This window comes from Corynebacterium sp. HMSC06G04 (assembly GCF_001807365.1).
GTDB lineage: Bacteria > Actinomycetota > Actinomycetes > Mycobacteriales > Mycobacteriaceae > Corynebacterium > Corynebacterium simulans.
The window spans coordinates 1-26,497 of sequence record NZ_KV788625.1 but is presented as its reverse complement, the minus strand read 5'-3'; the positions used below and the strand labels follow the sequence as shown (position 1 = coordinate 26,497).

Below are 26,497 nucleotides of genomic sequence, written 5' to 3'. Positions count from 1 at the left end.
GCAACACCCCTACCAACAAGCCGCTCTCAGCATAAGCCGCATTTTAGTAGCCGCGTCATGCCAACCCATTAGGATGGGATACGTGGCTACAAAAACTACTAGCGCTAAGGACAGTCAGCGCCTCTTTGAGGAGCAAGCACTGCCTTTACTCGACCAACTCTACGGTGGAGCCATGCGTCTTACGCGCAACCCGCAGGACGCCGAAGACTTGATTCAAGAGACCTATCTGAAGGCTTATAAGAATTTCGGCTCCTTCAAGCAAGGCACCAACCTCAAAGCCTGGCTCTACCGAATCATGACCAATACCTACATCAACTCCTATCGCAAGGCGAAGCGCCGCCCGGCGGAATCTTCAGCAGATGATCTGAGCGATTTTCAGCTCTATACAACTGCCGGTCATGATTCGACCGGCCTGGAATCGGCCGAAGTCGAAGCATTGAAGTTGATGCCGGATTCCGCGATCTCCGAGGCAATGAATGATTTGCCGGAGGATTATCGCATGGTTGTCTATTACGCCGACGTCGTAGGCCTGGCGTACAAAGAAATCGCAGAAATTATGGACACTCCACTTGGCACGGTCATGAGCCGGCTACACCGTGGAAGAAAACTCCTTCGTGGCGCGTTGAAAGACGTGGCTAGAGAAGAAGGCATCGGTCTCAACCACCCAGACATGGAGGAGAAGTAATGAGCAACGCGACAGGGAACAATTGCGGCGCATGTAATTCTCCTGAGGTCCAGGCACTGTTTTGCGAGCTTTTGGATGAGCGCACAAGCTATGCGCGTGCGCTAGAAATCCGCGAGCATATTGCACAGTGCGACGAATGCCAAGCACGGCTTGAAAGCGAAGAAGTGGTTCGTGCGCTCGTTCGCAAGTGTTGTTCTGGCACCAAAGCGCCACAGTCGCTGCGTCAGCGCATCACCATCGAAATAACTCATACCGAGGTTCGCTGGAACTAAAATCCAGAGGTAGATAATCCAAAGGTCGATTCAGCAGCTTATTTTAGATACAGCAAAAGGCTCGCCTTCCTTCAATGAAGGGAGAGCGAGCCTTTGTCGTGCTGCTTATTTATGCGCTAGGACGCTTGCCGTGATTTGCACTCTTCTTACGGCGATCCTTGCGCTTACGACCACGCTTAGACATGGGCGGCCTCCTTGCTAATAGGTGAGCGGATAAATTACTTACCCACTGACTTTAGTGGCTGGATCAGCCGGTGGGGAAATCGGGTTAGGCTAGCAGAGAATTGGGGGAGTGAATTTTAAACGGTAACGCGTGCGCGGCCGCGGCCGCGGTTGCGGCGGCGCTTGAGAGCGCGGCGCTCTTCCTCAGACATACCGCCCCAGACTCCGGCATCCTGGCCGGACTCCAGTGCCCACTTCAGGCAAGCGGAGGAAACTGGGCAGCGGTTGCAAACTAGCTTGGCCTTTGCGATCTGGGTAAGTGCAGGGCCGGAGTTACCTACTGGGAAGAACAGCTCTGGGTCTTCGTCGCGGCAAACAGCTTCGTGGCGCCAGTCCATGATTGAAATCTCCTAACAAAATTTAGACAGCATGACAGGTCTCTGTGGCCCACAAATGCGGACTACAGCAATTAACGGGGGTGGGAGTGAACCGGTCTGCGCTCAGTGGGGCCCTGTCTCGAGTTAGGGCCAGCGTCGGCGCCGCCATGATTCACTTTGTGTTCACTTGGATGTTTTTCCAAGTTTTGGACTGCTTAAACAGCCCGTTGTTTTTGCTACTTGAGAATCATGACATGTTTACCTCCATCTCGCTAGGGGTAGGGGGCAAATTGTGGCAAAGCTCACTGAATTTCATGCAAGTGAAAGGCGAAAAATGGCGCCGTTCTTCCTGCAAGAAAGCTGGCAATAACTTGTTTACCTGTCACTTTGGGTTCTCTTAGGTGAGTGCGGTGACTTGGATTCCGTCAAATCTACTCCTGGACAGATGCCCCCGATGCGCATCCGCGTCGAAAGTTCAGGACACGTTCTTAGCAGTACTTGTTCCCACGCGTTATCAAATCAGCGCGTCGTAACGGTATGACAATGCGTCTCATGCTCGATGCGGGTGAGTAGACTGTGGCGCGTGACTGAGAAGAATTCGAAGAAGAACACTGCCAAAAAGTTTGAAAAAAGCGCCGCGGCGAATTCGGGCGCGCCGCGCTCGGTGCTGATTGCTGCGGGCATTGCCATCGTGCAGTCCGTGGCTGTTATTGCCTTCGGACTCTTCCTCATTATCCGTGAATTGAAGGGTGCTGAGAACGCTTCGATGGTCTCTGAGGCAGGCGCTTCCAACTTCGTTGGTTTCGGCACCGCTGTCTTCATCTTCATCGTGTTCGGCTTTGTGATTATCGGTGCCCTTGCCTTTGTAAAGGGGAAGCGCTGGGGCAGGGGAGCAGTGGTCCTCGTCGAGATCATCCTTGCCGCGAGCTCTTTCCAGATGTATAGCGGCGGCGCTGCGGTGCTGGGTGCTATTACTCTTGCCAGCGCTCTTGCCGCGCTGTACTTCGTGATGGTCGTGCCGGACTCCGCGAAGTGGGCCGAGGCCAACTTTCGTGGTTAGCTAGGGCCGCTGGCAGCGGCGATTGTGCGGGCAGCGCTTTAAAGCGCGCTAAGGCCTACTGCGGTGTCGCTGCGTTGCTCCACGATGGTGGTGCCAGACTGCGTGAGGAAGACGGGGCCCTCGTAGTCGCCGCGGTCGACGGGGATGCTGCGTTCGGTTTCACCGGTGCTCCAGTTGACCACTGCGATTCCCTCATCGGTTGGCATAAGCAGGCGATCTCCTACTGCCACGCCGGTTCCGATTGCGTCTTCAAGGACGTGGTCCACCTTGAGCGTAGTCGGAGTAAACAAATAGAGGCGCTGGCCATCAAACCAAGACATGTGGTGGGGAAGATCCGCTGTAGCCGGTGCGAAGGGCGTCGAAGAGTTATTAACCTCTGGGGATGACGCAACCGGTTGCGAGGAAGTCTTTTCGCCGGTTTCAGAATAGGAATCGATGCGCGGGGTCTCGCCGGGCTGATAGACCGCCGCGGCCTTTTGGCCCACTGCAATTAGCCTCGAGCCTTGATTATCCATGGTGACATCGGCGGAAATCTCCGGCTTACGCGAATCCTCCGGGGTGGCGCCCATCAGGCGCAGCGACGTAACGTTTGGATTCTCTGGGCAGGACTCAGTAACGGCGAGGTTTTCAGTGCGCGTTAGAGCCGAGGTGATGGAACACTCCTCGTGTTCCTGCATATCCGGCTCTTGCTTGGCCTTAACATCGCCGTATTCGATGGTGCGCACCATGTCCGAGCGCCAAATGTCTACGCGTTCAGTAGAAACGGTGCCAACTCGGTCATTGGAGGCAATGGCCACGACATCTTCGGAATTGATAGCGCTGCGCGTATCCGAGTACTGTCCCGTCGCCGCATCAATGGCCACGGTATCGCCACAGCCCACGCCGGTGCGGTAGGTGGCAACTACCTTGCCCCAAGCAGTGCCCAGGGAACACAAGTCTAAACCCGCACGCGTGTAGTGCCATACCGGATTGCCATTCGGGTCAGAGGCGGTAATTGTTTCGCCCTCGTGCGTGATGGTCAGCCCCTTTGCAGAAAGCGCGCGGTATTGGCCCGGCACGGGCGTATTGGGCAAGCGGAAGGATTCGGCAAGCTTGACCGGGGGTTCGGCGAGCACCTCGACGTCGTCAGGCATGGCATGGCTTGCCGGAACCAGCTCAGAGTCGCGGATATCGGCGCTAAAGTAGGCTCCTCCTACAGCGATCGCACACACCGCAGCGATGGCGCCGGTCAACTTCCAGTCAGTCGCGCTCGCGCGAAGGATTGGGGTCTTGCTCATCGACGGCGGCTCCTGGAACGGCGGGTACGGGTGGAATTGCGTGGCGAAGGCTTTTTGCGCAGACGGGTTGTGCCGATTACCTTAGTCGCGGGGCCGACGGACTCGGCAATGCCCTCTTCAAAACCGAGGGCCTCGGCAAGCTCGGGGGAGGTGCTAAACCACTGCGGCGGTTCTGCTTCGTTGAGGTCGAGTTCGTCGTTGATAAGGCGCCATTTACCCAGCTCGTCGTAGCCCACCAAGGTGATTGCGGTGCCGGTATGGCCTGCGCGGCCCGTGCGGCCAATGCGGTGGACAAAGGTCATTGGGTCATCTGGAACCTGATAGTTGATGACGTGGGTGACATCGTCGACGTCGATACCGCGTGCGGCAACGTCGGTGGCGACGAGGACTTCCACCTTGCCCTCGCGGAATGCGTTGAGGGACTTTTCACGCGCTGCTTGGCCCAAGTCACCGTGCACTGCGCCGACTCGGAACCCGCGCTGGGCTAGTTCGTCTGCAACTTCCGCTGCAGAGCGCTTGGTACGGGCGAAGATGATGGTCTTGCCGCGGCCTTCCGCCTGCAGCGCGCGGGAGACAATCGCCAACTTGTCCATGCGGTGAGCCTGGAAGGTCACCTTGCGGGTAGAAGCATGGGTTTGGTTCTCGTCGCCGGATTCGGCGCGGATATGGATAGGCCGCGACATGAAAGTACGTGCCAAGGTCAAAATGGGGCCAGGCATGGTGGCAGAAAACAGCATGGTTTGGTGCGCATTGCCGTGGAGAGCTTCCAGAATCTTTTCAATATCTGGCAAGAATCCCAGATCAAGCATCTCGTCGGCCTCGTCGAGCACGAGGATTGCCACGTGCTCGAGGCTCAAGTGGCCTTGCTGAACCAGATCCAAAAGGCGGCCCGGGGTACCTACGACAACATCGACGCCCTTGTTGAGCATCTTGATCTGCTCTTCATAAGGGCGCCCGCCGTACAAAGTGGCAAGGCGGACTGGGAGATTGCGAGCAGCAGCCGAAAGATCTTCGCCGACTTGGACCGCAAGCTCGCGAGTAGGAACCACGATGAGGGCGCGAGGGGTGCCGTCTAGTTCTTTAATATCGGCGTCGTCAAACACGCGATCTAGAACTGGAATGCCGAAGCCGAGCGTCTTTCCCATGCCAGTGCGGGCTTGGCCGATGAGGTCTTGTCCGCCGAGCGCGATCGGAAGAGTCAGTTCCTGAATGGCGAACGTGCGCTCAATTCCGCGGCTGGCCAGGGCATCTACGATCTCTGCTGCGACGCCGAGGGACGCAAAGGTAGGTGATTGCGAGGGCTCAGACTGTTGAAATGACACAACTTGATAGTAGCCGGTACGGCTATAGTGGGGCCATTGAGACTTTAAATTAAACTTTTAAGGAGGAGACCTTTTCATGGATATCAAGATTGGTTTCGCAGACACCGCCCGTGAGCTTGTCATTCACGCAGAGGGCACCCAGGAAGAGCTGGTAGCCAAGGTCAATTCCGCATTGGCAGATAACGCTACCTTGGAGCTGGAAGATACCAAGGGCCGCAAGTACATCGTCCGCACTGACCGTGTGGTCTATGCAGAAATCGGCGTCGCTAAGACCCATGCCGTCGGTTTTGCAGGCGCTTAAGCCCATGAGGTTTGCGCCCAAGCGAGGAATTGCCCTCAAAAAGGGCGCAACGGGTAATCTATTTCCTCATGAAAAGCCCTGTGGATAGTTCGCAACGCGCCCCACGTCACCCGCACCGCAAGCCTGGCCAAGATCCGTGGATCGTCAGGTTTGCACAGGCTTATGGTTGGTGGCGCGTTGTTGCGATCCCAGTGATGGTGGTGCTGACCGTGTGGGTGCTTGTCGACGTCGCACGTCCCGTGCAAGAAGTACAAGAAGAAAAGGCCACCGTAGCTTCTGGCAGAGAAGCGGCGGCTACCACCGAAGAAGACCGAGTAGGCCCCGATCCCGCCAAGGCCAGCCGCATTGCTGTGGCGAAGGACGGGCTACCCGTCGGCGGTGATTTCTCGGAAAAGGGCGACGATACTTACCGCGATGCGGGTACTGCCGGCGCGCATGCGGGTAAGGGCGGCAAGAAGAAGGTTCGTTACTCGGTAGAGATTGAAAACGGCGTCGACACGACCCCGTACGGAGGCGACTCCGCCTTTGCTGCCATGGTCGATGCAACGCTGGGGGATCCACGCGGTTGGACGGCTACCGGTGACTTCGAATTCGCCCACGTAAAGGCCGATGAAAATCCGGATACGCGTATTCGCTTGACCTCCCTGGAAACCACCGCTGAGCTCTGCGGCGCGCAGCTGGAAACGGAGACTTCCTGCCACACCGGAATCACTGGTGAGTCCACGGTCAATCTCAACGAGTCCCGCTGGGTGCGCGGGGCGCTGCCATTCGAAGGTGACTTGGGCAATTACCGCCAGTACCTCATCAACCACGAGTTTGGCCATGCCATTGGCTATGCCTCCCACCAGGCGTGTGGCGGCAAGGGGAAGCTTGCGCCGGTCATGATGCAGCAGACGCTTAGCTTGAACAACGCTGAGCTCTATGAAAAAGACTCCAAAGAAGTCTATCCCAACGAGGATGTAACCTGCGAGCCGAATCCATGGCCGTATCCAAACCCGCGGGTTAAAGATCCGCATAAGCCGGAATAGGAGAACTAAATGTTGCTTCCTCCAGAGCACGTGCTGAATGCATTTCACGCTGGCGCCAATCTCCGCAAGGTCCAAAGTGAGGTTCTGGGGCCGGAGTGGGATCACGGCATCAAGGTAGGTGACGTTGTCTTCGCCCGCGCCAACGAGCTTTCCGGATGGTCCGCCAAGGTCCGTGAGAAGCTCGCCGTAGAAGGCGCGCGCGTGGTGCGGCCGGTCCTTAGCACGGATGCCCGTTTTACAGCTGCGGGCTGGAAGGCCAATCAGTATGTTCCAGGGCAGCTGCGTGGGCGCATCGATGAAACCGCACAGATGGCCTTGCGCTTGGACGCGGCGCTTTCTACATTTCCTATGCCGAATGTTGGCCAGCGTGACGACGTTTTCGCTCGCGCCGAGCGTGCCGCTTGGGCGGAGACAGGGGAGGCCTATTCGGCGGAGCTAACTGATAGCCTCCCCGTGGGCATCGCGCACGTGGACGTGTTGGGCACGACCGTTTACTCTGGGGCGAATCCGCCGGCGCTTGTCGACGTCGTCCCTTCCGCTGCCCCCCGCCCACTGGGCTGGAGCGCGGCACTCGTTATTGTCGACGGCCTGGTAGCCGAGTCTGTGGATGATGGAATTTGTTCGCGCTTTGGACACGTGCCAGGTATGCCGCAGTTGTTGTTGCGTGCCTCAGCTTATCGCCGCTACGTCAATAACTTGCATCCCGCTTCGAAGTCAACCACGCGTTCGAATATTGAAAGGGTCGAAGCTCTGCTGGTGTCCAGGGCATCTGAAATACTAAACGGGTGAGTTACGATCCCCGTTCTACTGCCCGTGTAGGCGTCGTTCTGCCGCCTTCCCCTCAAGTGCGCCTCGTGCCGCGCCATGCCAATTACAGCACGCGCACTTGGGATTTTCCGCTGCCGCAAAAAGGTACCTGGCGCGTTTTAGGCTCGGCCGGTGCCGGCGTTTCCAGCCTGCTGATTGATGCGGTTTTGGAAAAGCTGCGCAGCGGCGCTGATCCTTCGGGCATTCTGGTTGTTTCCACCTCCAAGGAATCTGGCGCCATCCTGCGCCGTGAATTGGCAGAACACCTTGAGGATTACGCGGCGCAGGCCTCCATGGTGCGCTCCGTGCACTCGCTGGCCTTTGCGCTGTTGCGTAAGGCAGCGGACGAGGAGATCCGCCTTATCACCGGCGCGGAGCAGGACGCCGTCATCCGTGAACTACTCGAGGGCCAAGCCGAAGAACATCGAGGCAGCTGGCCGGCGGAGGTACGGCCGGCACTGACCTTCGTGGGTTTCGCGCGCCAATTGCGCGACCTTCTCTTGCGCGCTATCGAGCGCGGCCAAGGTCCCGATGAGCTTATGGAGTTGGGGAAGAAGTATGACCGGCCGATGTGGACTGCGGCGGGTGAATTCCTGCTGGAATATGAGCGCACCCAACAGCTAGCCGGCCTGCACTCTTATTCGGCGGCGGAGTTAGTCAACGAGGTACTGCTGCGCTCTAGCGCTACCGAAAACCACCCGTGGCACACCATCATCGTCGACGATGCCCAACTGCTTGATCCAACCTCCGGATTGCTTGTGGAAAAGCTCTCGCGTGGGGCGGAACTGACCGTAGTAGCAGGTGACCCTGACCAAGCGGTCTTTGCTTTCCGCGGTGCCAATTCGGAGTTCTTGACTTCTTTTCCCGCAGAGCATGAGCTGGTGCTGGATGAACCGCAGCGTCGTCCAGCGCCTGCCTGCATCAGCATCGTGGACTCGCGCTCGACCTTGCGTGATGTGGTGGCCGATGCGGTGCGCCGCCGGCACTTGGAAGACGGCGTCGACTGGCGCGATATCGCCGTCATCGTCCGCTCTAGCGGAGATATCGGCCAGATTCGCCGCACGCTGCTAGCCGCAGGTGTGCCGGTTCATATCAACCCCACGGACGTAATCTTGGCCGAGCAAAGGCTGGTCAAGTCGGTACTTTTGGCATTACGGGCGCTCGAACATGAACTCAGCAATGCGGAACTCGAAGACCTAGTTACCGGGCCTGTGGGCGGAGCGGATCCTGTAACCTTGCGCCGCCTGATTCGTGGCCTGCGGCGGTGGGCGCCACAAGCGCGCGGCATTGATTCGCTGCGTGGGCTTTTGGAAGGGCAGTTGCCGGATTTCGCGGGGGTTTTGACCGAGCGCGAAGAAACCATCTTGGAGCGCATCCGCGCGATTGTGCAGGCAGGCCGCGCTGCCATTGATGCGCAAGCCTCTATCGAGGAAATCCTGTGGGAGGTCTGGAATGCCACTGGGCTCGATGCTCGTTTGCAGGCGGCTGCGTTGCGCGGTGGTGCAACCGGCTCGCAGGCAGACCGCGACCTGGATGCCATGATGGCGCTTTTTGATGCTGCAGGTGACTACTCTGAGCGCCGTCCCGGAGCTTCGCTCGATTCCTTCCTGCGGCACATCGAAGAACAAGAATTGCCCACCGGCGTGCGTGACCGCCGCAGCGCCATCCCGCAGGCGGTAGAGGTGATTACTGCGCACGGTGCGGTGGGCCGGGAATGGGACACCGTGGTCATCGCTGGCGCTCAGGAAGGTGCTTGGCCTTCCCTCGGTGAGACGGGATCGATCTTTGAGCAGGAAGCGCTAATTGATCTGCTGGATCGGTCGATTACCCCGGGCACGCCGGTAAGCCATGTGGCAAGCCGCTTGAGGGAGGAACGCCGCTTGTTCCACGTGGCCACGACCCGCCATCGTGCGCGTTTGTTGCTCGCCGCGGTCGATGCGCCCGATGCTGACGTGCCCGAAGAGCCGTCGCGCTTTATTAGTGAGTTTGCGCGGCAGGGCAGTGTGGACGTGCCCGGTGCAGTCGAACGCCGGGAAGCAAATAAGCGCCTGCGCGCGGTGCGTTTGCCGCAAGAGTTGGGCCTGCAAGTGGCCGAACCCGAACCGGTATCAGCGCGCGGTGAGCGGGAAATTGACCCGCTCGAGGTAGCGGTGCTTTCGGTGCCTTCTTTCGTAGCCCAATTGCGTCGTGTGGTCATGGATCCTGAAAGCGGGGAGGCCGAGCGCAGTCAGGCGGCACGTCAGCTCGCACGGCTTGCCAAGGCCGGAGTGCCCGGAGCCCATCCTGAGCAATGGTGGGCTGCACGCTCGGTGGCGGTAGCGGAAGAAACGGAAGACTCTGGCACGCCCACTGGCCGTGTCTCGCCATCCCGCGTGGAGGCGCTCTTGCGTTGTCCGCTCAATGCAGTACTTGGAAACTTGAGCGAGGAAGAAGAGACGCCGCTGGCGTTGCTGCGCGGCACCATGGCGCATGCATATCTTGAGGCGCTGGGCCGCGGCGTGGATCCAGAACTTGGCAAAAAGATGGTCAAGGATGCTTTTGGCCTCATCCTTAATGCGCCCAGCTGGAAGCGAGACTCCGAGCTCGCGGACTTTGAGCGCCTGCTTGAGCGCACGCATCAGTGGGCCCAGGACACTGCTTCTAACTTCGAGCTGATTGGTGTGGAGGTTCCGGTCTCCGTGGAGGTCATGCCGGGAATTAAGGTGGCAGGCTATATGGACCGCCTGGTTAAAGCAGGCGAAGACTACATGGTGGTTGACCTCAAGACGGGCAGCAGCGCGCCGTCTCGTGAGGAAGCCAAAGACAATGCGCAGCTAAAGACCTATCAGCTGGCCTTGGCACATGGTCAGCTGTGCGACGCTAACGAAGACAGAGCACACGGTCCTGTAATCCGCACGGGTGAGGGTATGGCTCGCGGTGGCGGCGTGCTGGTTTATCCAGGCACTGATCAAAAGTCCATCACCAGCCGTGACCAAGCTGCTGTGCCGCCGGAAGAACTAGAAGAATTCGCTGGGAAGCTGCCCGCGCTGGTAGCTGAACTTTCCAGTCAGCACTTGACCGCCCGGGAAAATGAGTCCTGTGGGCGCTGCGCAATCCGGTCCATTTGTCCCATCCAAGCAGAAGGAAAGCAGGTCTCTGATGAGCTCGCAGACTAAACTATTAAGCCCCCAGCAACTTGCTGCTGCTTTGGATAAGCCTTTCCCGCCGACGGACGAACAGAGCAAGGTCATCGAGGGCCCGCTCGGTCCGAAGCTGGTCGTCGCCGGCGCGGGCGCTGGCAAGACGGAAACCATGGCCTCGCGTGTGGTCTACCTCGTGGCCAATGGCATGGTGCGCCCAGAAAACGTCTTGGGTCTAACCTTTACCCGCAAGGCAGCTCAGCAGCTTGAGCAGCGCATCCGTAAGCAATTGATGAAGTTGCGAGATTCCCGCATCGTCGCGCCGGATTCTGCAGCGGCGGAAGCACTGGAAAACATTGCGCCGAAGGTCGCCACGTATGACTCCTACGCGGGGGATTTGGTACGGGAATATGGCCTGCTCATGCCGGTTGAGCCAAGCGCGCGGATTATTACAGATGCAGAACGCTTCGCCATCGCGCACGATGTCGTGCTTAATTACGGCGGCAAGTTATCTGCGTCCCAGTCGGTGGCGACGGTTACTGAGACCCTGCTCAAGCTTGCACAATCCATCGATAACGCGTTGATGGATCCGGCCGATATCCGGGAGCATGCCCGGATCTTCACTGCCACCGCTTATGACCTAGAAAAGACCCGTAAAAACGGCCCGGAATTCAACAAGGATGTGCAACGGTACCTAGACCGCCAGCAGCTGCGTGTGGAGTATCTTCCACTCGTTGAGGCCCTGAAGGAAGAACAAGCGGCCCGTGGCGTCATCACCTTTGGCGAGCAAATGGCAATCGCCGCCAAGCTGGCCCAGAGCCATCCCGCAGTAGGCGAGCAGCAAAGCCAGCGTTTCAACGTGGTGATGCTCGATGAGTACCAGGACACCTCCCATGCACAGCGCGTGCTTCTTCGTTCCCTGTTCGGCGGCGTGCGCCCAGGCGTATCCGTAACGGCCGTGGGCGATCCAATGCAATCTATCTACGGTTGGCGTGGCGCCACGGCAGAAAATCTTGCTGCCTTCGTAGAGGATTTCCCTCAGGAAGATGGCTCACCCGCGCCGAAGGACCAGCTGACCACATCCTGGCGCAACCCACAGCGTGCTTTGGAACTGGCAAACGACGTCGCGGCCAAGCTCTTTTCCGAGTCCGCTGGCCCACGGCCTGTTGATGAGCTGCAGCCGCGCGATGGCGCGCCGGAAGGCGATATCGAGCTGGGGTATTTTGCCTCTGAGCGCGAGGAGCATGAACACATCGCCCAGCATCTCAAGAGCCTTTATGAGCGATACGAGGACCCAAACGATTTCAGCGCGGCGGTGCTTGTGCGAACGAATAAGCAATCGCCCCTTATCGCACAAGCCCTAGATGACGCAGGCGTGCCGAATGAAATCGTCGGCCTAGGCGGCTTGCTCTGGCAGCCGGAGATTCAAGATCTCATTGCCGTTGCCACCATCCTCGTCCGTCCGCAGGACACCAACGCCGCACTGCGCGTGCTCACCGGGCCCATGTGCGGGCTAGGCGTAAAGGATCTGCAGCAGCTATTGGCACGTCAACGCAACCTTGCCGGCGGCGATGCAGCGGCATCAGGACGGTTGCGTTGGGAGGGCGGCGACCCAGTCGAGCATCTCGCCGCCCAACTAGCGGAGCTGACTGAAGAAGGCACCGGACAAATTTTGGGCCTGGCCGATGCTTTGGCAGACCTTGGCGAGCGCGAACGCTATAGCGCGTCGGGGTTGGTGCGCATGGAGGAGCTTTCTTCGAAACTGCGCCACCTGCGTACCTACTCGCTGTCTAAGTCTTTATCGGATCTCTTCGCCGACATCGAAGCACTCTTTAATATCCGCACCGAGGTCCTAGCCAGCGGCACGTTGGGCGGCACCACGCACCTGGACGCTTTTGCCGACGTCGTCGCTGATTTCCACGGCGATTCCCTTTCCGCATTGCTGGACTATCTCTCGATGGCACGCGAACGCGAAGACGGCCTTACTCCCGGCGAAGTTCCCGCTGTAGCCGGGCGCGTGCAAATCATGACCGTGCACAAATCCAAAGGCCTGGAGTGGAAGCACGTCTGTGTGCTCCACGCTGACTCCACGAGCTACAAGGGCCAAGCCGAAACCTTCCTCACCTTCGTGGAGAAGGTCCCCGGTGACGAAGACGTCATCGAGCTGGACCCTGATGCCACAAAGCGTTCGGAATTCGGCAAGGCATGCGAGGCCTATAAGGAAAGCGTGCGCCAGAACCAGCGCGAGGAAAGCGCGCGCCTGTTCTACGTTGCGATGACCCGCACCGAGTCCACGCTGACGATTACGGGTTCTGGAACCAACAAGGTCCAAAATAAGTCGAAGAAGGGGCCCTACGAATACCTAGAACTGCTGCGTGCAAAGCATCCTGACTTGGTTCAGCATTGGGACGTGCCTGCTAGCCCCGAGGAGGCTGCCGCGCACGAGGTAATGCTCGAGGGCACTTTCCCATCGCTGGAAGCTAGCTCGCATGCTGTGAAGGCAGCGGAGACTGTGCTGGAGGCCATGGACAAACTTCCGGAGTTGCGCGCAGGAGAAACCTTTGAGCTTTGGGAACAAGAAGCCGGTGCTTTGATCGAGGAATACGCGGCATTGCAAGCACCCGTCGTGGACGTAGAGCTTCCAACCGAGCTGACAGCTTCCGACATGGTCTCGCTCAGTTCAGACCCCATTCAGTTCGCGCGGCGCCAACGACGTCCCATTCCTTTTAAGCCGAATGCATACGCCAAACGCGGTACCGCTTTCCACGCTTGGCTGGAAGATAGGTTTGGTTCGCCGGCTCTGTTGTCGGAGGATGAACTGCCCGGCTCCGATGAACAGCCTGAGCAGGACTTGGAAGCATTGAAGGAGGCATTCCTTTTCTCCGAATGGGCGCAGCGCACCCCGGAATACGTTGAGGCGCCTTTTGAAATCACCATCGGTGATTCGGTAGTACGCGGACGCATGGACGCAGTCTTCCGCGAAGCAGACGGCACCTGGTTTATCGTGGACTGGAAAACTGGCCGCCCGCCTAAAGGCGCGGATATGCGCGCGGCAGAGATCCAGCTGGCGGTCTATGCTGAGGCATGGCGGCGCGTGCATAGCACCGAAGACGTACGCGCGGCATTCTTCTATGTCCATGACGGCTATCTCTTCGAACCGCGGGATTTGCCCACTGGAAAGCGGCTGGTAGAGCTTCTTGAATCGTCAGTTTCTGCTTCTGCGGGTTAAGGTATTTAGCCGGTTCGTAAAACGCGGGTCCCATTTTGCCTATGCTCGCGTTAACGCGTGCTGCTAAAGCCATAAAAATCGAAGCTAGAGGAAGACCAAAGTCCAGTGCCGAAACAACGTGCGCAACGCATAAGCCGTCGCTTTAAGGCGCGCTTCATGCCGCAGATTGAGCTGACGTCGCAGCCTGATCACGCGCTCATTGATGTGATCACGGTTCCGCGTGCTGACAATGACAGTCCGTGGAAGCAGCTGGGCAGCCGCGTCCTGTGGGCATTCGCGCTGCTTGTCTTCGTCACCGTCGTCGTTTACTTCGACGGTGATGGCTACAGCGAAAACCTGTCGTTTCTCGATGCTGCCTACTACGCCGCAGTCTCTCTCACCACAGTGGGCTATGGCGATATCGTCCCGGTGACCCCGCAAGCCCGCTTCGTCAACCTGCTCATAGTTACGCCAGCCCGCCTGATCTTCCTTGTTTTGTTGGTCGGCGCGACGCTGTCAGTGCTTACAGATAAAGCACGTCGTACATTCGAAATCCAGAATTGGAGAAAGCAATTGCGCAACCACACTGTTGTTATTGGTTACGGCACCAAGGGCGCGGGCGCCGTCGCTGCTTTGCTGGCTGACGACGTCCCGGCCTCCCAGATCGTGGTCATCGACACCAACCGTGCCTCGCTCGCGAACGCTGAACACCACGGCCTGGTCACCATCTTCGGTTCCGGCACTAAGCAAGATGTCCTGCGCATCGCGGGCGTCGAGAATGCGGCGTCTGTTGTCGTGACTCCGTCCACGGACGATACCGCCGTTCTGTGTACTCTCTCGGTGCGCGAGCTGAACCCGAAGGCAAAGATTGTCGCTTCGGTGCGTGAGTCTGAGAACCGCCACCTGCTGCGCCAATCGGGTGCCGATTCCGTGGTTACCTCCGCGGAGACTGCCGGACGCCTGCTGGGCCTTGCCACCGTAACGCCGACGGTAGTGGAAATGATGGAGGATCTCCTCTCCCCAAACGAGGGCTTTTCCGTCTCCGAACGTGCGGTCCGCGAGTTCGAGGTGGGCTCCAACCCACGTCACCTCGCAGACATCGTGCTGGCAGTGCTGCGTAACAACGAACTGCACCGCGTGGATACCGCGGATGCTTACTCCCTCAAGCCCGGTGATCGCCTCCTTTACATCAAGCACGAGATGGAGCAGGCAACTGAAGAAGAGGACGAAGAAGACTAGTGTTTCTTCCTGTCACCGAGAGCAACCGAGTGCCGGTCGATGACACGGGTGCGCCGGTCTTGGTCGCGGAGCCCAGCGGCCCCATCCTCGTTGAGGTAGGGGCCGTTCAGGCGTTTTCTATCCCCGATCAATCCGCTACGAAGCTGGGAACGCTCCGTGACGCTGCCTTCTTCGCAGAAAACCCTGACATCCTCAAGGCCATCCATTTAGTTCGCAATCGCCGGGAGACGCGTTTTGATGCGCGTACGGGTGATGAACTGTACTTCCCAGAACCGGGCGTCGTCGGGCGCTCGCTCCAAGACCCACGCCGCATGGTCTTTCCGCGGATCAACCCCGCAGTCATCGGCATTATCTACTTGGCAGGCACGGATAAGATCCTTCTGGCTCGCAACCGCGTGCGCAATAGCTTTTTCTCGCTCATCGCGGGCTACGTCGAACCGGGGGAGAGCCTGGAAGAAGCTTTCGCGCGGGAAGCGTTGGAGGAGACCGGCAGGCGCGTGCACGAAGTGCGCTATTGGGGCTCGCAGCCTTGGCCGCCTAGTGGCTCGTTGATGATGGGCTTTAGTGCGGTCACGGATGATGTCCAGGCTGTTTGCGATACTGATGGCGAGCTCGAAGAAATCCGCTGGGTTTCACGCGCTGAGCTGCCGGATTTAAACATTGCCCGCAAGGGCTCGATTGCACACACGATGATTATGGAGTGGTACCACGGTGAATAGGCCGGATTTGTCCCTATTGGACGAGGACCAGCTTGCAGCAGCCACCGCCCCGCGTGGGCCGGTGTGCATCCTGGCGGGCGCGGGCACCGGTAAGACCCGTACGGTTACTTATCGCATCGCCAACATGGTGGACCAAGGTTTCGCTAGCCCGCAGCGCATCCTGGCGGTTACCTTTACTACCCGTGCTGCGGGCGAGATGCGTGACCGCCTCAACCACATGGGAGTCGGCGGTGTCCAGGCGCTGACTTTCCACGCGGCGGCGCGGCGTCAGCTGCGCTATTTTTGGCCGCAGGTGGCAGGTGATTTGCCGTGGGAGCTCGTCGATAACAAGTTCTCCCTCGTTGCCCGTGCGGTGCGCTCGCTGAATCTCGATAATTCGAAGGACTCCATCAGGGATTATCTCAGCGAGATCGAGTGGGCTAAGTCCTCGCTGGTTGGGCCAGATTCCTATCCGGAGGTAATCGCCACGACAGACCGCGAAGCGCCTGCTGAACCTGCCAAGGTCGCGGAGGTATTCCGCCGCTATGAGCAGCTCAAGTCCACTCCGGACCGCATGTTCTTGGACTTTGATGACCTGCTCATGCACATCGCTGGCGCCATTGAGAATGTCCCTTCCGTGGCAGAGGTCTTCCGTGAGCAGTACCGCACCTTCGTGGTGGATGAGTACCAGGACGTTACCCCGCTGCAGCAGCGGGTTCTAGATGCGTGGCTGGGGGAGCGCGATGACCTCACTGTGGTCGGCGATGCTAACCAGACGATTTACTCCTTCAACGGTGCCTCGCCGGACTATCTGCTGAACTTTTCGCGCACCTACCCCAACGCCACAATCGTGAAGCTGCAGCGTGACTACCGTTCCACCCCGCAGGTAACGGACTTGGCCAACCGCGTCATCGCGAAGGCATCTGGCCGCGCTGCCGGTACACGCTTGGAGCTGCAGGGTATGCGCGAGCCCGGCCCAGAGCCGACGTTCAAGGCTTTTGAATCCGAAGAGATCGAGGCAAAGGAAGTCGCGGGCCAAATCCTGACTCTGCTCAACAAGGGCGTTAAAGCCTCTGAGATCGCGGTGCTCTACCGCATCAACGCCCAGTCCGAGCAGTTTGAGCAGGCGCTTGCCGACGCCGGCATTGTCTACCAAGTCCGCGGTGGCGAGGGCTTCTTTCGCCGCCCGGAAATCCTGGAAGCAATCCGCGTGCTCATTGCGGCTACCCGCCGTGAAGACTTGCCAGCGGATCCCGTCGCCATCGCTCGTGCTGCTTTCGTTGAATTGGGGCTTACGCCTAGCGAGCCGCAGGGTGCCAAGGCACGTGAGCGTTGGCAGTCGCTGAATGCCCTCGTAGATCTCATCGAGCAAATTGTCCAAGACCATGAAGGCATTGATTTGAGCGGAGTGCTGGGAGAGCTGCATCGCCGTTCTGAAAATAAGCAGAACCCCACGATGGAAGGCGTCACGCTGGCGACCATCCACGCGGCCAAGGGCTTGGAGTGGGACGCCGTGTTCTTGGTGGGCCTGACGGAGAAGCTGCTACCTATCAACTACGCCATCAAGGCAGGTGACGAGCAGGTGGAAGAAGAACGCCGCCTGTTCTACGTCGGAATCACCCGCGCCCGCGAGCACCTCGCTTTGTCTTGGGCTTTGGCAAAAACCACTGGTTCTCGGGCCTCCCGTGAACGCACCCGCTTCCTTGACGGCTTGGTGCCGGGAATCGAAGAAAGCGCTGGTAGCGGTAGGCGCTATCGCGAGCGCAAGTGCCGGGTATGTGCAGCGCCGTTGAGCAGCCCGGCTGAAAAGGTCTTGGGACGCCACGAGTACTGCGATTACGAGGGCGACGAAGAAGTGTTCTCTGCTTTGCGCGCTTGGCGTGCGAACACCGCCCGCGATGCCAAAGTTCCGGCCTACGTCATCTTCTCCGATGCCACTCTGCAAGCAATCTCTGAGGCTCTCCCGGCTGACGAAGGCGAGCTGCTCGAAATCTCCGGCGTCGGCCCCTCCAAGCTTGAGCGCTATGGTGCGGAAGTTCTGCAGATCATCTCCACGCTGCGCAGCTGAGCAAGTATTCAGGGCAGCAAACTCAGACCTGCATTTTTAGTCAGATGCCGCAGGGAAGCGCCACGATGCTAGCGCTTAGCGCCGCTGGGACTTTTCAAAACAGTAGGGGCACTTCGGATGCTCGAGGACTAGGCGGTATTGGTTGTGGCCGTAAGGGTCTACTTCCAGTAACTCGCCTTGCATGACGCGGCTACTTTTTGCACCAGGTGGGCTGGGGCGGCCTGCAAGCCGTCTTAAAAAGATCATGGTTTGCATGGCAACTGCTTTGATAATGACCTCGTCGGCCTTAGCATCTGCCGTATCCAGCTGGGTGACGACGTTGTGCCACTGCTCATCGCCGTCGATTCGGTGCAGATGCGAGCACATGGGACACGGCCCGCGGCCGGCGGTTCGCAGAGGGCCAATTACACCACGGGCATCAAACATCGACACAGGTAAAAAGTCGCCCTTGCACTTGCGCAGTGTTTCAGCCAGTTCCACCGGCTTATCAAGGAAATCCACCGCTACCACCGGAAAATGCGGGCTGACAGCCTTGATATACGAGTAGGTATTTTCTTGTTCTAGCTGGTTACGCAGCACGAATCCATCCTGGCTGGCGGCTGCCCGTATGGCCTCGGCAAGCGGGCTTTTGCCCAGCACAACCACGCAGCTTCGCGCAGGCTCCGGCCACAAAATGTTGTAACAAATGAGATCCTCAATCAGCGAGCTCGCAGCGGTTTCCTCCATGCCGGCGCGGGTGAGGAGCCGCTGAATACTATCGCGCGTAATGGGCTGGTGGAGGCGAGACAGGGAAGCGATAATTTCGCTTTCCACCTCGACCACCCCCACGCGAGTGGCGTCCATGCCGAACTGAATGACGCCGGGCTCGCGCTCCAGAATGCTTACCCCCGGCGCCAACATGTAGGCAGTCGTTGATTGCTCTTGCGATGCAACTGGCATGCTTTTCCCCCTAAAGCCACGCTCGTTGCTCCCATTCCAGCACAAGTACAATGACCTGTCATGTCGAGTAATGAGAACTCAGGTGTCGCCGTGCGCGTTATCCGTTCTGCAAAGCGCAAGCGGACGGTGCAAGCACGGCTTGTCGACGGCGTCTTAGAAGTCCGGATTCCTTCCTGGATGTCGGCGAAAGAGGAGGCCAAAGCCGTGGCCGACATGCAGGCGAAGGTAGCGCGCAAGCACACCTCGACGCGGCGCTCTGATGCTGATCTGCACGAGCGTGCCGTCCAGCTCAACAAAAACTTCCTCGACGGGCGAGCGAAGATCGGCTCAATTCGTTGGGTGGGCAATCAAAACACACGGTGGGGCAGCTGCACTACCTCTACCGGCGACATTCGCATCACCGATCGCCTCAAGGACGTACCAGAGTATGTCCTTGATTCTGTCGTCATCCATGAGCTGACTCATACCTTCATCCCCGGGCACGGGCCGGAATTTTGGCAGTGGGCTGACCGCGCGCCGAAAGCGGAGCGGGCCAAGGGATACTTAGAGGCCTACCAGCGCTTTGGCTGATAGGCCTCTAATGGCAACGGGGTAGATAGGCAGTGGCCCTAGGCGCTATTCCTTGTCTTCACCGGAGTTATTGGAATCGCCGTTTTCATCCTGCTCGCGCAGCATTTCTTCAAGCTTTGCGAATTCTTCCTCGAAACCGGAATCGGTGGCATCGTCGAGCAAGCTGTCGATGAAGGCGGCCGGGTTATCGAGGTGCTCTGCCGTAGGAAGGAAGTCTGGGTGGTCCCAAGCCTTGTCGCGCTTGTCAACGCCCACGGCGACCGTCGCACGACGCCACAGCTCGGCAGCAGCGTCGACCTTCGGCGCAGATAACTCGATGCCGACGACCTTGGAAATGGCCTTTTCTGCGGATCCGCCGGTGGCACGGCGATGCGCCCACGCCTCGTTCATGGTGGAGGTGGACGGGATGCGATCTCCCAGTGCATCGTTTACTACCTGATCAACCCAGCCCTCAACGAGCGCGAGCAAGGTTTCCAGGCGGGAGACAGCACCGGCATTGCGGGAGGTGATGCGCGGGGTCAGATCCATGCCCTGCAGCTTGCTCATCGCATCCTGGATGGCTTGTGGGTCACCGGATTCGAGGTTGAGCTCGCGGGTTGCTTCCTCGATGTGGGAAGTGTCGATGACAAGGCCAATTGCGTACTCCTCGACGGAGGAAACCAAGCGCTCAACCAGCCACGGAACGTGCTTGAACAGGCGCTGGCGGGCGGCCTCGCGGGCGCCAATATAGACCAGAATTTCCTGGCCCGGCACATTGAGATCGCGCGCGATCTTTTGGATGTTGTGTGGCAAAAGCGCGGTGCTACCGGCAGGGGAGACCGGAATACCAAAGTCGGAGCCGGTAAGTGCCTGGGTGGCAAGGTCACCAAGTGCGCGGCCCAACTGCATGCCAAAGTTCATACCGGACATCTGATTCATCATGTTTGCCATCGGACCCATCATCTCGCGGGCTTCTTCCGGCATTGACTCCAGCTGCGCATTGTTCATGTGCTCGGCAACTGGGGTAACCAAGCGCTTCCACATTGGCATCGTTGCTTCGAGCCACTCGCTGGAGTTCCACGCTTTGACGCTGCCGGAAGCGGTGGGCAATTCGGTGGCGTCGTCAAGCCAAAGCTCCGCTAGGCGTACGGCTTCTGCTACCGCATTGCTATCGGCACTGCTGATTTCCTTGTCGTTGGAAATCTGCTGGTGCGCGATGCGCTGGGCCATCTCATAGTTGACCGGGCCGGAGCCCTCAGGAGAGTTCATTGAGGAGCCCATGCCAGAAAGCATCTGGCCGAACTGATTAAGAAGGTCTCCTAGACCACCGCCCGCGGCGCTGCCGCCGAAGCCGAAGGCGCCAAACGGGTTCTGGTCGCGGCGCGAGTTATCGTCGTCACCGTCATCATTGTTGGGAAAAGAAAAACCGAATCCGTTGCTCATGCGCTCCAATGTACCGGCTGGTGGTGGGCTGTTTCCATCGCTCGCGCAACGCTGTCAGCGAACAAGGATGAAAACGTTGTAGGCTAATTCCTCGTGAATTCACCAGAAAATCGACGCCTCCGCACGCTCGTTTGGGGCGCTATCCCGGTCATCGTGCTGGGTGGTGCCTTGAGCATCGATCGCATCCCTGGCACGGATATTGCTTTAACCGTGCCTTATGCGGCCGAGGGGCCTGGCCCAACCGTGGATACGCTCAGCGAGGTTGATGGCACTGAGGTCGTGGACGTGAAAGCGCCAAAGACCTATGAGACTTCCGGTCAGCTCAATATGACCACCGTGTCTGTGCGCACCAACATGACGCTGACGCAAGCCTTGGGGCGCTGGATCATGACTGATGACACTCTGGTACCAATCGATACCGTCATCCCGCAGGGGCAGACGGATGAAGAGGTAAACGAGTCGAACGAGCAGGCCTTCACACAGTCGGAGTCGGCTGCGACGGTCGCTGCGATGAATTATCTCGACGTGCCAGTGAAGATCGTGGTGGCGCAGGTTCTAGAGGATGCACCTGCCGCGGGGGTCGTGCGTGCAGATGACGTTATTACCTCCGTTGATGGTGAGAAGGTAACGCAGCCGGGGCAGGTGCAGGACATGGTCCGCGCGAAGAAGCCCGGCGATGAGGTTGAACTCGGCATTGAACGCGGTGGCAAGAAGCTGCAAGAAAAGGTCACGCTGGCGGCGCATCCACACGATGATTCGGTGGCGCTGATGGGCATTTCGATGACCTCGAAGCCTAAGGAAGATATCCAGGTTGATTACAACCTGCAGGACATCGGCGGGCCGTCCGCGGGCATGATGTTTACCCTCGCGGTAATCGACAAGCTTTCTGATGGCGAGCTCAACGGCGGCAAGTTCGTTGCCGGTACCGGCACCATCAGCGAAGACGGCACGGTGGGTCCCATCGGCGGAATCGTGCACAAGGTCGCCGCTTCGAAAGAAGCCGGCGCCGAGCTCTTCCTAGCACCCGCAGACAACTGCGCGGAGGCCACGAGCCGCGACACCGGCGACATGGTTGTTGCCAAGGTGGAGACCCTGGACGATGCCATTAAGGCGATGGATGACTTCGCCCACGGCAAGCAGGTTCAGACCTGCAATTAGATAAGACCGAGCTCTTTAAGACGCTCTTCGGGATCGTCTTGGTCGGTTGAGATCATCTGCTGCATCACGAGACCGTCCTTGTTATCCACCACCGTCAAGATGGCGGTGTTGCCCAGCATGGACCAGCCGACGACGCGGTCGCCTTCATCCTTGACCACGCGGGAGCTGCGCAGCTCGGTGAGCACCTGCGTGGTTTGGGCGGCCTTGGACTTGTTCTTGAAGAACTGGAACTGGCCGATTTCCGAGCCGGAGCAGTTATAAGAATCTGCGACACCGTTGGGATCACAGCGGTCGAACTGCTGGAAGATCTCCACCGGAACAAGGGTTTCGAAGGTCTCGTAGGCTTCTTCTACCTGCTTGGAGAGCTTTCCGTTGCCCTTCTTTTCGCCATTGGCAGCAGTCGCAGAAGCGGAGGCGGACTCGCTTGCCGGCTCGCTCGCGCCAGATTCTGTTTCCTCGGAGGTGGTGGCCTCGGCCGAGGATTGCTCAGAAGAAGTGGTAGTAGCGGTGCTTGCCGACGTCTTCGGGGCCGGGGTTTCAGCCTTCTGGCTGGTAGCTACAGGAGCAGCCGGTGCGGGCTGGCTAGCCTCCTGGCCGTCCCCACATGCCGCGAGGGAGCAACTTGCAGCAAACAGTCCAGCTGCTACGCAGGCGGTGCGGGCGGACAAGGAATTTCGCACGAGGTACTCCTTCAAAGCTGTGAGTTCAAAAGAAAGCATTGAGACTTCAGGTGTAGAGAAATTTGGGTCTAAGACACTTAGTGCCTCAGTTTAGTCGAGTTCATCGGGATCTTGTTCGAGCCCGTAGCGCAATGCGGCGATGACACCCGGTGCCACGTCTGGGCCGCCGCGCAGCTGGATATCGTCTTGTGCAAACGGGCCGGCTGCTTCCAGTTCTTCCTCGGTTGGGCGCACCTGCAGCAGGGTCAGTTCGACGCCTTCCTCACGCAGCACACCGGAGAAAAGGCGTGCAGGACGCGGGCTAGAGTCTGCGCTCTGGCCAGCCTCAGCAGAGGTGTCGCGGAATTTAATCTCTTGGGCCAAGATGACGCCGGCGATCTCGTGTGGCCAGACCACGCGGGAGACATAATCGGCTAGCTGCTCGGAGCCGGGTTCGATGTTTTCCGGGATATTGTCCTGCACGATAAGGGTCAGCGGGGAAGCGTCTTCCTCATTGAGCTCTGCCAGCTGGTCCGCGACCAAAGAAGTCGGCACCAGAGCGAAAAGGGTAGGGGGTGCCTCCCAGCCCTCAGCGTGGACAAATTCCACTGCTTCACGCATGGCTTTGTTTAATGCTGGCTGAGAAAGCTCGGGGGAACTCATGAGACTCCTTATTCGTTAACTGTGTATTGCTTCCCTAAGCTGGAAGACTATACCGCTTATATTCGCACGATTTTGATTGGAGCTGGCGTTGGCCTCTGGTATCTCCCGACCCGCTGCCCCAATGAAGCGACCTCCCAGGGGCTTGTCCTGGACGGTCGCTATCATTGCCGCCTTACTGTTCATCGGCCCATTGTTAGTGGGCTTTTATACAGATTGGAAGTGGTTCGGCGCAATTGAATACCGTGGTGTCTTTACCACCACCTTGGTAGCGCGAATCGTGCTTTTTGTCATCTTCGCAGTGGTATCGGCAGGCGTGGTTTATGCCGCGGGCCGCGTTGCATGGCGTGGCCGCCCCGAGAGCTTAGATTTTAACGATCTGAATTCGCCGGTTTACCAGTACCGTCGTTCCATCGAAAAGACCATGGGCGTGTTCCTAAAGGTTATCCCGCTGCTAGTCGGTGTGGTGGCAGGCCTGATGGGGCAGGCTTCGTGGCGCCAGTTCATGCTCTTTTTAAACGGCCAGGATTTCGGCGTTGATGATCCGCAGTTCCACAAGGACTTGGGATTCTATGCCTTCCAGCTGCCGGTGTGGAACATCATCGTTTCGGCGTTTTCGATGCTGCTTCTGGTGTGTTTCTTGCTGGCGCTGTTTAGCCATTACATTTTGGGCGGCATTCGCATCGGCAACCGTGCCTCCGGTGTGCGCGGTTCCATTTCTCGCCCGGCTCGCGTGCAGCTAGCGGTAACCGGTGGCCTATGGATGCTGCTGCAGGTAGCAGGCTACTGGTTGGATCGTTATCAGCTTCTGTACAACCAGCACTCGCTGTTTACCGGTGGCTCCTACACCGACATCAATGCTTACCTGCCGGCCAAGATCATTCTGATGGTCGTCGGCGTCGTCGTAGCAGTGGCGATTTTCGCTGCGGTGGTAATCAAGGATCTGCGCATCCCTGCACTGGCAGTGGTGCTGATGCTGCTTTCCTCCGTCATCATCGGTCAGGCTTGGCCGCTTTTGATGGAGCGCTTTTCCGTCAACCCGAACCGCCAAGCAAAGGAAGCGGAATACATCGCTCGCAATATTGAATCCACCCGCTATTCCTACGGGCTCACGGATGAGCAGGTTACCTATGAGGAGAACTGGGGAGCAGAGGAAGTAGCCGATTCTAAGGTGGCTTCGGATTCCTCCACGATTTCGAACCTGCGCTTGTTGGATCCGGATATCTTGGCGCCAACCTTTACCCAGATGCAGCAGCTGAAGAACTTCTACGGTTTCCCAGAGACCTTGGCGATGGACCGTTACACCGTGGACGGTGAACTGCGCGACTTCGTGGTTGCCGCACGTGAGCTGGATCCGAATGAGCTGCAGGAAAACCAGCAGAACTGGATCAACCGCCACACGGTTTATACCCACGGAAACGGCTTTGTTGCGGCCCAGGCAAACACCGTCGACGAGGTTGCGCGCGACGCCGGCTCTGCCCGCGGCGGATTCCCAATCTTTACCGTCTCCGATCTGCAAACCCAGCAGGGCAAGCAGCACGAGGGTGAAGGCGAGACCAAGGACGCCGAGAAGTCCCTGGGAATCAAGGTGGACCAGCCGCGCACCTACTATGGTCCGGTCATTGCCGGCGCACGCGATGGGCGTGACTACGCCGTAGTGGGTGAGACCGGTGATAAGCCAGTTGAGTACGATACCGATTCCACCACTTACACCTATGACGGTAAGGGCGGCGTTGAGATCGGCAATATTGTGGACCGCACCGCGTATGCGCTGAAGTACCAGGAGATGAACCTGCTGCTGTCTGACCGCGTGGGCTCCGAATCTAAGATTCTCTACGACCGCGACCCGCGCAAGCGCGTGGAAAAGGTAGCGCCGTGGCTGACCACCGATTCTGCCACCTACCCAGCCGTCATTGACGGCCGCATCAAGTGGATTGTGGATGGTTATACAACGCTTGAGTCTCTGCCTTATTCACAGCGCACCTCGCTGACAGATTCCACGCAGGATACGCAGAACCCGAACGGCACCAGCCAGCGGCTTATCAACGAGCAGGTGGGTTATATCCGCAACTCTGTGAAGGCTACTGTCGACGCTTATGACGGCTCCGTGGATCTCTTTGAGTTTGATGACCAGGACCCAGTTCTGAAGGCCTGGGAGGGCGTATTCCCGGGCGTCGTCAAGCCGAAAGCGGAAATCTCTGACGAGCTGCGCGGCCACTTCCGTTACCCGGAAGACATGTTCAAGGTGCAGCGCGATCTGTTGGCGAAGTACCACGTTTCCGACCCAGGCGTGTTCTTTAATAACGATGCCTTCTGGTCTGTGCCAGAAGACCCAACCGCCGGCGAGGCACGTGGTTTGAACCAACCTCCTTACTACGTCATGGCGGCGGATCCGAAGTCCGGGAAGCCAAGCTTCCAGCTGATTACTTCTTATCGCGGTTTGAATCGTCAGTTCCTCTCCGCGCATATGGCGGTGTCCTCGGACCCAGAGAACTACGGTCAGATCACCGTTCGCGTGCTGCCGACGAATACTCAGACCCAGGGCCCGAAGCAGGCGCAGGACGCCATGATGTCTTCCGACCAGGTCGCTCGTGACCGCACGCTGTGGGAAGGCTCGAATGACCTGAACTACGGCAACCTGTTGGCACTGCCGGTAGGCGGCGGCGAGATTCTTTACATGGAGCCTATTTACTCGCAGCGTAAGGACCAGGAATCCGCGTTCCCGAAGCTGCTACGCGTTCTCGTTTCCTACAAGGGTCGCGTGGGTTATGCCCCGACTATCGGTGAGGCCCTCGACCAGGTGGGCATCGATCCTAAGTCCGCGCAGGACATCACTGAGATCGACGGCGACGGCAGTGCAGCTGACGCGAAGAAGGACTCCGGTGAGGACTCCAAGTCCAAGGATGAGGGCAAGGCTTCGGCTCCTGCCTCGGCACCGGCGGCCTCTAGTGAGGCCGATGCCATTGACGGCATCAACAAAGCACTCGACAACGTAGAGAAAGCCCGCAACGGTTCCTTCGAGGAATACGGCAAGGCTCTCGACGAGCTCGACCAGGCTGTTGAGGCCTACAAGAAGGTCGAGTCGAAGTAGGCAAGTAGAAAATACTGCCTAGATAAACGCGAATGGCCACCTGCCCAGGGGATTTGGGTGGGTGGCTATCTGTCTGTATAGTTACAGAGGTCGCCGACGAGAGCGGTTATGAAAAATAATCAGTCTCGTTAAAGCGTAGATGTTTAGAAGTACATCTCGACGCGGGGTGGAGCAGCTCGGTAGCTCGCTGGGCTCATAACCCAGAGGTCGTAGGTTCGAATCCTGCCCCCGCTACCAACTTCCAAGCCCCTACCAGGAGAAACACTGGTAGGGGCTTTAGTTATTTCTCTTAAGGCGCACGTCCTGGGACTCAAATCGGGACTTTAGCGATGGCTTTTTGTGGGTTAAGTAGCAGAATGTGTGTCCGTTCGGCGT

General features: G+C 58.6%; 22 protein-coding genes and 1 tRNA gene. 15 read left to right on the top strand and 8 right to left on the bottom strand.

Annotated features, from left to right (window positions below; translation table 11 throughout):
- Nucleotides 1-82 precede the first annotated feature (82 nt).
- Nucleotides 83-685, top strand: a complete 603-nt coding sequence (locus HMPREF3158_RS10760) for a sigma-70 family RNA polymerase sigma factor (RefSeq protein ID WP_371326208.1) — start codon at nucleotides 83-85, stop codon at nucleotides 683-685.
- The gene (gene rsrA, locus HMPREF3158_RS10755) at nucleotides 685-957 is read left to right on the top strand and encodes a mycothiol system anti-sigma-R factor (RefSeq protein ID WP_061921025.1); all 273 of its coding nucleotides are present in this window, start codon (nucleotides 685-687) and stop codon (nucleotides 955-957) included. Before HMPREF3158_RS10760 ends, rsrA begins: the two co-directional genes overlap by 1 nt.
- Before the next feature lie 109 nt (nucleotides 958-1,066).
- On the opposite strand, the gene HMPREF3158_RS13420 is transcribed toward rsrA, so the two are convergent.
- Together HMPREF3158_RS13420 and HMPREF3158_RS10750 are read right to left on the bottom strand one after the other, a co-directional pair.
- Nucleotides 1,067-1,141, bottom strand: a complete 75-nt coding sequence (locus HMPREF3158_RS13420; RefSeq protein ID WP_096030696.1) for a 50S ribosomal protein bL37 — start codon at nucleotides 1,139-1,141, stop codon at nucleotides 1,067-1,069.
- A gap of 115 nt (nucleotides 1,142-1,256) precedes the next feature.
- Nucleotides 1,257-1,517, bottom strand: a complete 261-nt coding sequence (locus tag HMPREF3158_RS10750; protein WP_061921027.1) for a WhiB family transcriptional regulator — start codon at nucleotides 1,515-1,517, stop codon at nucleotides 1,257-1,259.
- Nucleotides 1,518-2,079: 562 nt separating this feature from the next.
- Between HMPREF3158_RS10750 and HMPREF3158_RS10740 the strand changes: the two genes are divergently transcribed.
- Nucleotides 2,080-2,556, top strand: coding sequence for a hypothetical protein (locus tag HMPREF3158_RS10740; RefSeq protein ID WP_061921029.1), 477 nt, complete (start codon nucleotides 2,080-2,082; stop codon nucleotides 2,554-2,556).
- A gap of 38 nt (nucleotides 2,557-2,594) precedes the next feature.
- On the opposite strand, the gene HMPREF3158_RS10735 is transcribed toward HMPREF3158_RS10740, so the two are convergent.
- Together HMPREF3158_RS10735 and HMPREF3158_RS10730 are read right to left on the bottom strand one after the other, a co-directional pair.
- The gene (locus HMPREF3158_RS10735; protein WP_070498506.1) at nucleotides 2,595-3,833 is read right to left on the bottom strand and encodes an Rv3212 family protein; all 1,239 of its coding nucleotides are present in this window, start codon (nucleotides 3,831-3,833) and stop codon (nucleotides 2,595-2,597) included.
- Nucleotides 3,830-5,155, bottom strand: coding sequence for a DEAD/DEAH box helicase (locus tag HMPREF3158_RS10730; RefSeq protein WP_061921033.1), 1,326 nt, complete (start codon nucleotides 5,153-5,155; stop codon nucleotides 3,830-3,832). Before HMPREF3158_RS10730 ends, HMPREF3158_RS10735 begins: the two co-directional genes overlap by 4 nt.
- 76 nt (nucleotides 5,156-5,231) lie before the next feature.
- Between HMPREF3158_RS10730 and HMPREF3158_RS10725 the strand changes: the two genes are divergently transcribed.
- The 8 genes from HMPREF3158_RS10725 to HMPREF3158_RS10690 all read left to right on the top strand — a co-directional run bounded on the left by HMPREF3158_RS10725 (nucleotide 5,232) and on the right by HMPREF3158_RS10690 (nucleotide 17,623).
- A complete protein-coding gene (locus HMPREF3158_RS10725) occupies nucleotides 5,232-5,456 on the top strand; it encodes a DUF3107 domain-containing protein (RefSeq protein ID WP_061921035.1) in 225 nt (74 codons plus the stop codon).
- Nucleotides 5,457-5,524: 68 nt separating this feature from the next.
- A complete protein-coding gene (locus tag HMPREF3158_RS10720; RefSeq protein ID WP_083291082.1) occupies nucleotides 5,525-6,484 on the top strand; it encodes a DUF3152 domain-containing protein in 960 nt (319 codons plus the stop codon).
- 9 nt (nucleotides 6,485-6,493) lie between these two features.
- The gene (locus tag HMPREF3158_RS10715; protein ID WP_070432429.1) at nucleotides 6,494-7,273 is read left to right on the top strand and encodes a hypothetical protein; all 780 of its coding nucleotides are present in this window, start codon (nucleotides 6,494-6,496) and stop codon (nucleotides 7,271-7,273) included.
- Nucleotides 7,270-10,446, top strand: coding sequence for an ATP-dependent DNA helicase (locus HMPREF3158_RS10710; RefSeq protein WP_246816209.1), 3,177 nt, complete (start codon nucleotides 7,270-7,272; stop codon nucleotides 10,444-10,446). Before HMPREF3158_RS10715 ends, HMPREF3158_RS10710 begins: the two co-directional genes overlap by 4 nt.
- Nucleotides 10,430-13,639, top strand: a complete 3,210-nt coding sequence (locus HMPREF3158_RS10705; protein ID WP_070498502.1) for an ATP-dependent helicase — start codon at nucleotides 10,430-10,432, stop codon at nucleotides 13,637-13,639. The genes HMPREF3158_RS10710 and HMPREF3158_RS10705 overlap by 17 nt, the downstream gene beginning before the upstream one ends.
- Nucleotides 13,640-13,795: 156 nt before the next feature.
- Complete coding sequence (locus HMPREF3158_RS10700; RefSeq protein ID WP_235591010.1) at nucleotides 13,796-14,857, top strand: potassium channel family protein; 1,062 nt, start codon at nucleotides 13,796-13,798, stop codon at nucleotides 14,855-14,857.
- Nucleotides 14,857-15,576, top strand: a complete 720-nt coding sequence (locus HMPREF3158_RS10695) for an NAD(+) diphosphatase (RefSeq protein WP_061921045.1) — start codon at nucleotides 14,857-14,859, stop codon at nucleotides 15,574-15,576. The genes HMPREF3158_RS10700 and HMPREF3158_RS10695 overlap by 1 nt, the downstream gene beginning before the upstream one ends.
- Nucleotides 15,569-17,623: an ATP-dependent DNA helicase UvrD2 gene (locus HMPREF3158_RS10690; protein ID WP_061921047.1), complete on the top strand. Its 2,055-nt coding sequence runs from the start codon at nucleotides 15,569-15,571 to the stop codon at nucleotides 17,621-17,623. The genes HMPREF3158_RS10695 and HMPREF3158_RS10690 overlap by 8 nt, the downstream gene beginning before the upstream one ends.
- Nucleotides 17,624-17,698: 75 nt before the next feature.
- Here HMPREF3158_RS10690 and HMPREF3158_RS10685 read toward each other — a convergent pair whose 3' ends face one another.
- On the bottom strand, nucleotides 17,699-18,562 hold the full coding sequence (locus HMPREF3158_RS10685) for a hypothetical protein (protein WP_062035655.1): 864 nt from the start codon (nucleotides 18,560-18,562) through the stop codon (nucleotides 17,699-17,701).
- Between the two features lie 60 nt (nucleotides 18,563-18,622).
- Between HMPREF3158_RS10685 and HMPREF3158_RS10680 the strand changes: the two genes are divergently transcribed.
- Complete coding sequence (locus HMPREF3158_RS10680; RefSeq protein ID WP_062035654.1) at nucleotides 18,623-19,132, top strand: M48 metallopeptidase family protein; 510 nt, start codon at nucleotides 18,623-18,625, stop codon at nucleotides 19,130-19,132.
- 45 nt (nucleotides 19,133-19,177) lie between these two features.
- On the opposite strand, the gene HMPREF3158_RS10675 is transcribed toward HMPREF3158_RS10680, so the two are convergent.
- Complete coding sequence (locus tag HMPREF3158_RS10675; protein ID WP_062035653.1) at nucleotides 19,178-20,554, bottom strand: zinc-dependent metalloprotease; 1,377 nt, start codon at nucleotides 20,552-20,554, stop codon at nucleotides 19,178-19,180.
- Between the two features lie 93 nt (nucleotides 20,555-20,647).
- On the opposite strand from HMPREF3158_RS10675, the gene HMPREF3158_RS10670 reads away from it, so the two are divergent.
- Complete coding sequence (locus HMPREF3158_RS10670; RefSeq protein WP_061921055.1) at nucleotides 20,648-21,712, top strand: YlbL family protein; 1,065 nt, start codon at nucleotides 20,648-20,650, stop codon at nucleotides 21,710-21,712.
- Here the strand turns inward: HMPREF3158_RS10670 and HMPREF3158_RS10665 are convergent.
- Both HMPREF3158_RS10665 and HMPREF3158_RS10660 read right to left on the bottom strand, forming a co-directional pair.
- On the bottom strand, nucleotides 21,709-22,392 hold the full coding sequence (locus HMPREF3158_RS10665; protein WP_235591011.1) for a beta-N-acetylglucosaminidase: 684 nt from the start codon (nucleotides 22,390-22,392) through the stop codon (nucleotides 21,709-21,711). The genes HMPREF3158_RS10670 and HMPREF3158_RS10665 overlap by 4 nt on opposite strands.
- 90 nt (nucleotides 22,393-22,482) lie before the next feature.
- Nucleotides 22,483-23,034, bottom strand: coding sequence for a PPA1309 family protein (locus tag HMPREF3158_RS10660; protein WP_061921059.1), 552 nt, complete (start codon nucleotides 23,032-23,034; stop codon nucleotides 22,483-22,485).
- Nucleotides 23,035-23,155: 121 nt separating this feature from the next.
- On the opposite strand from HMPREF3158_RS10660, the gene HMPREF3158_RS10655 reads away from it, so the two are divergent.
- Both HMPREF3158_RS10655 and HMPREF3158_RS10650 read left to right on the top strand, forming a co-directional pair.
- A complete protein-coding gene (locus HMPREF3158_RS10655) occupies nucleotides 23,156-26,122 on the top strand; it encodes a UPF0182 family protein (protein ID WP_061921061.1) in 2,967 nt (988 codons plus the stop codon).
- A 160-nt stretch (nucleotides 26,123-26,282) separates the two neighbouring features.
- Nucleotides 26,283-26,359 (top strand) — tRNA-Met (locus tag HMPREF3158_RS10650).
- The last annotated feature ends 138 nt before the right edge of the window (nucleotides 26,360-26,497 follow it).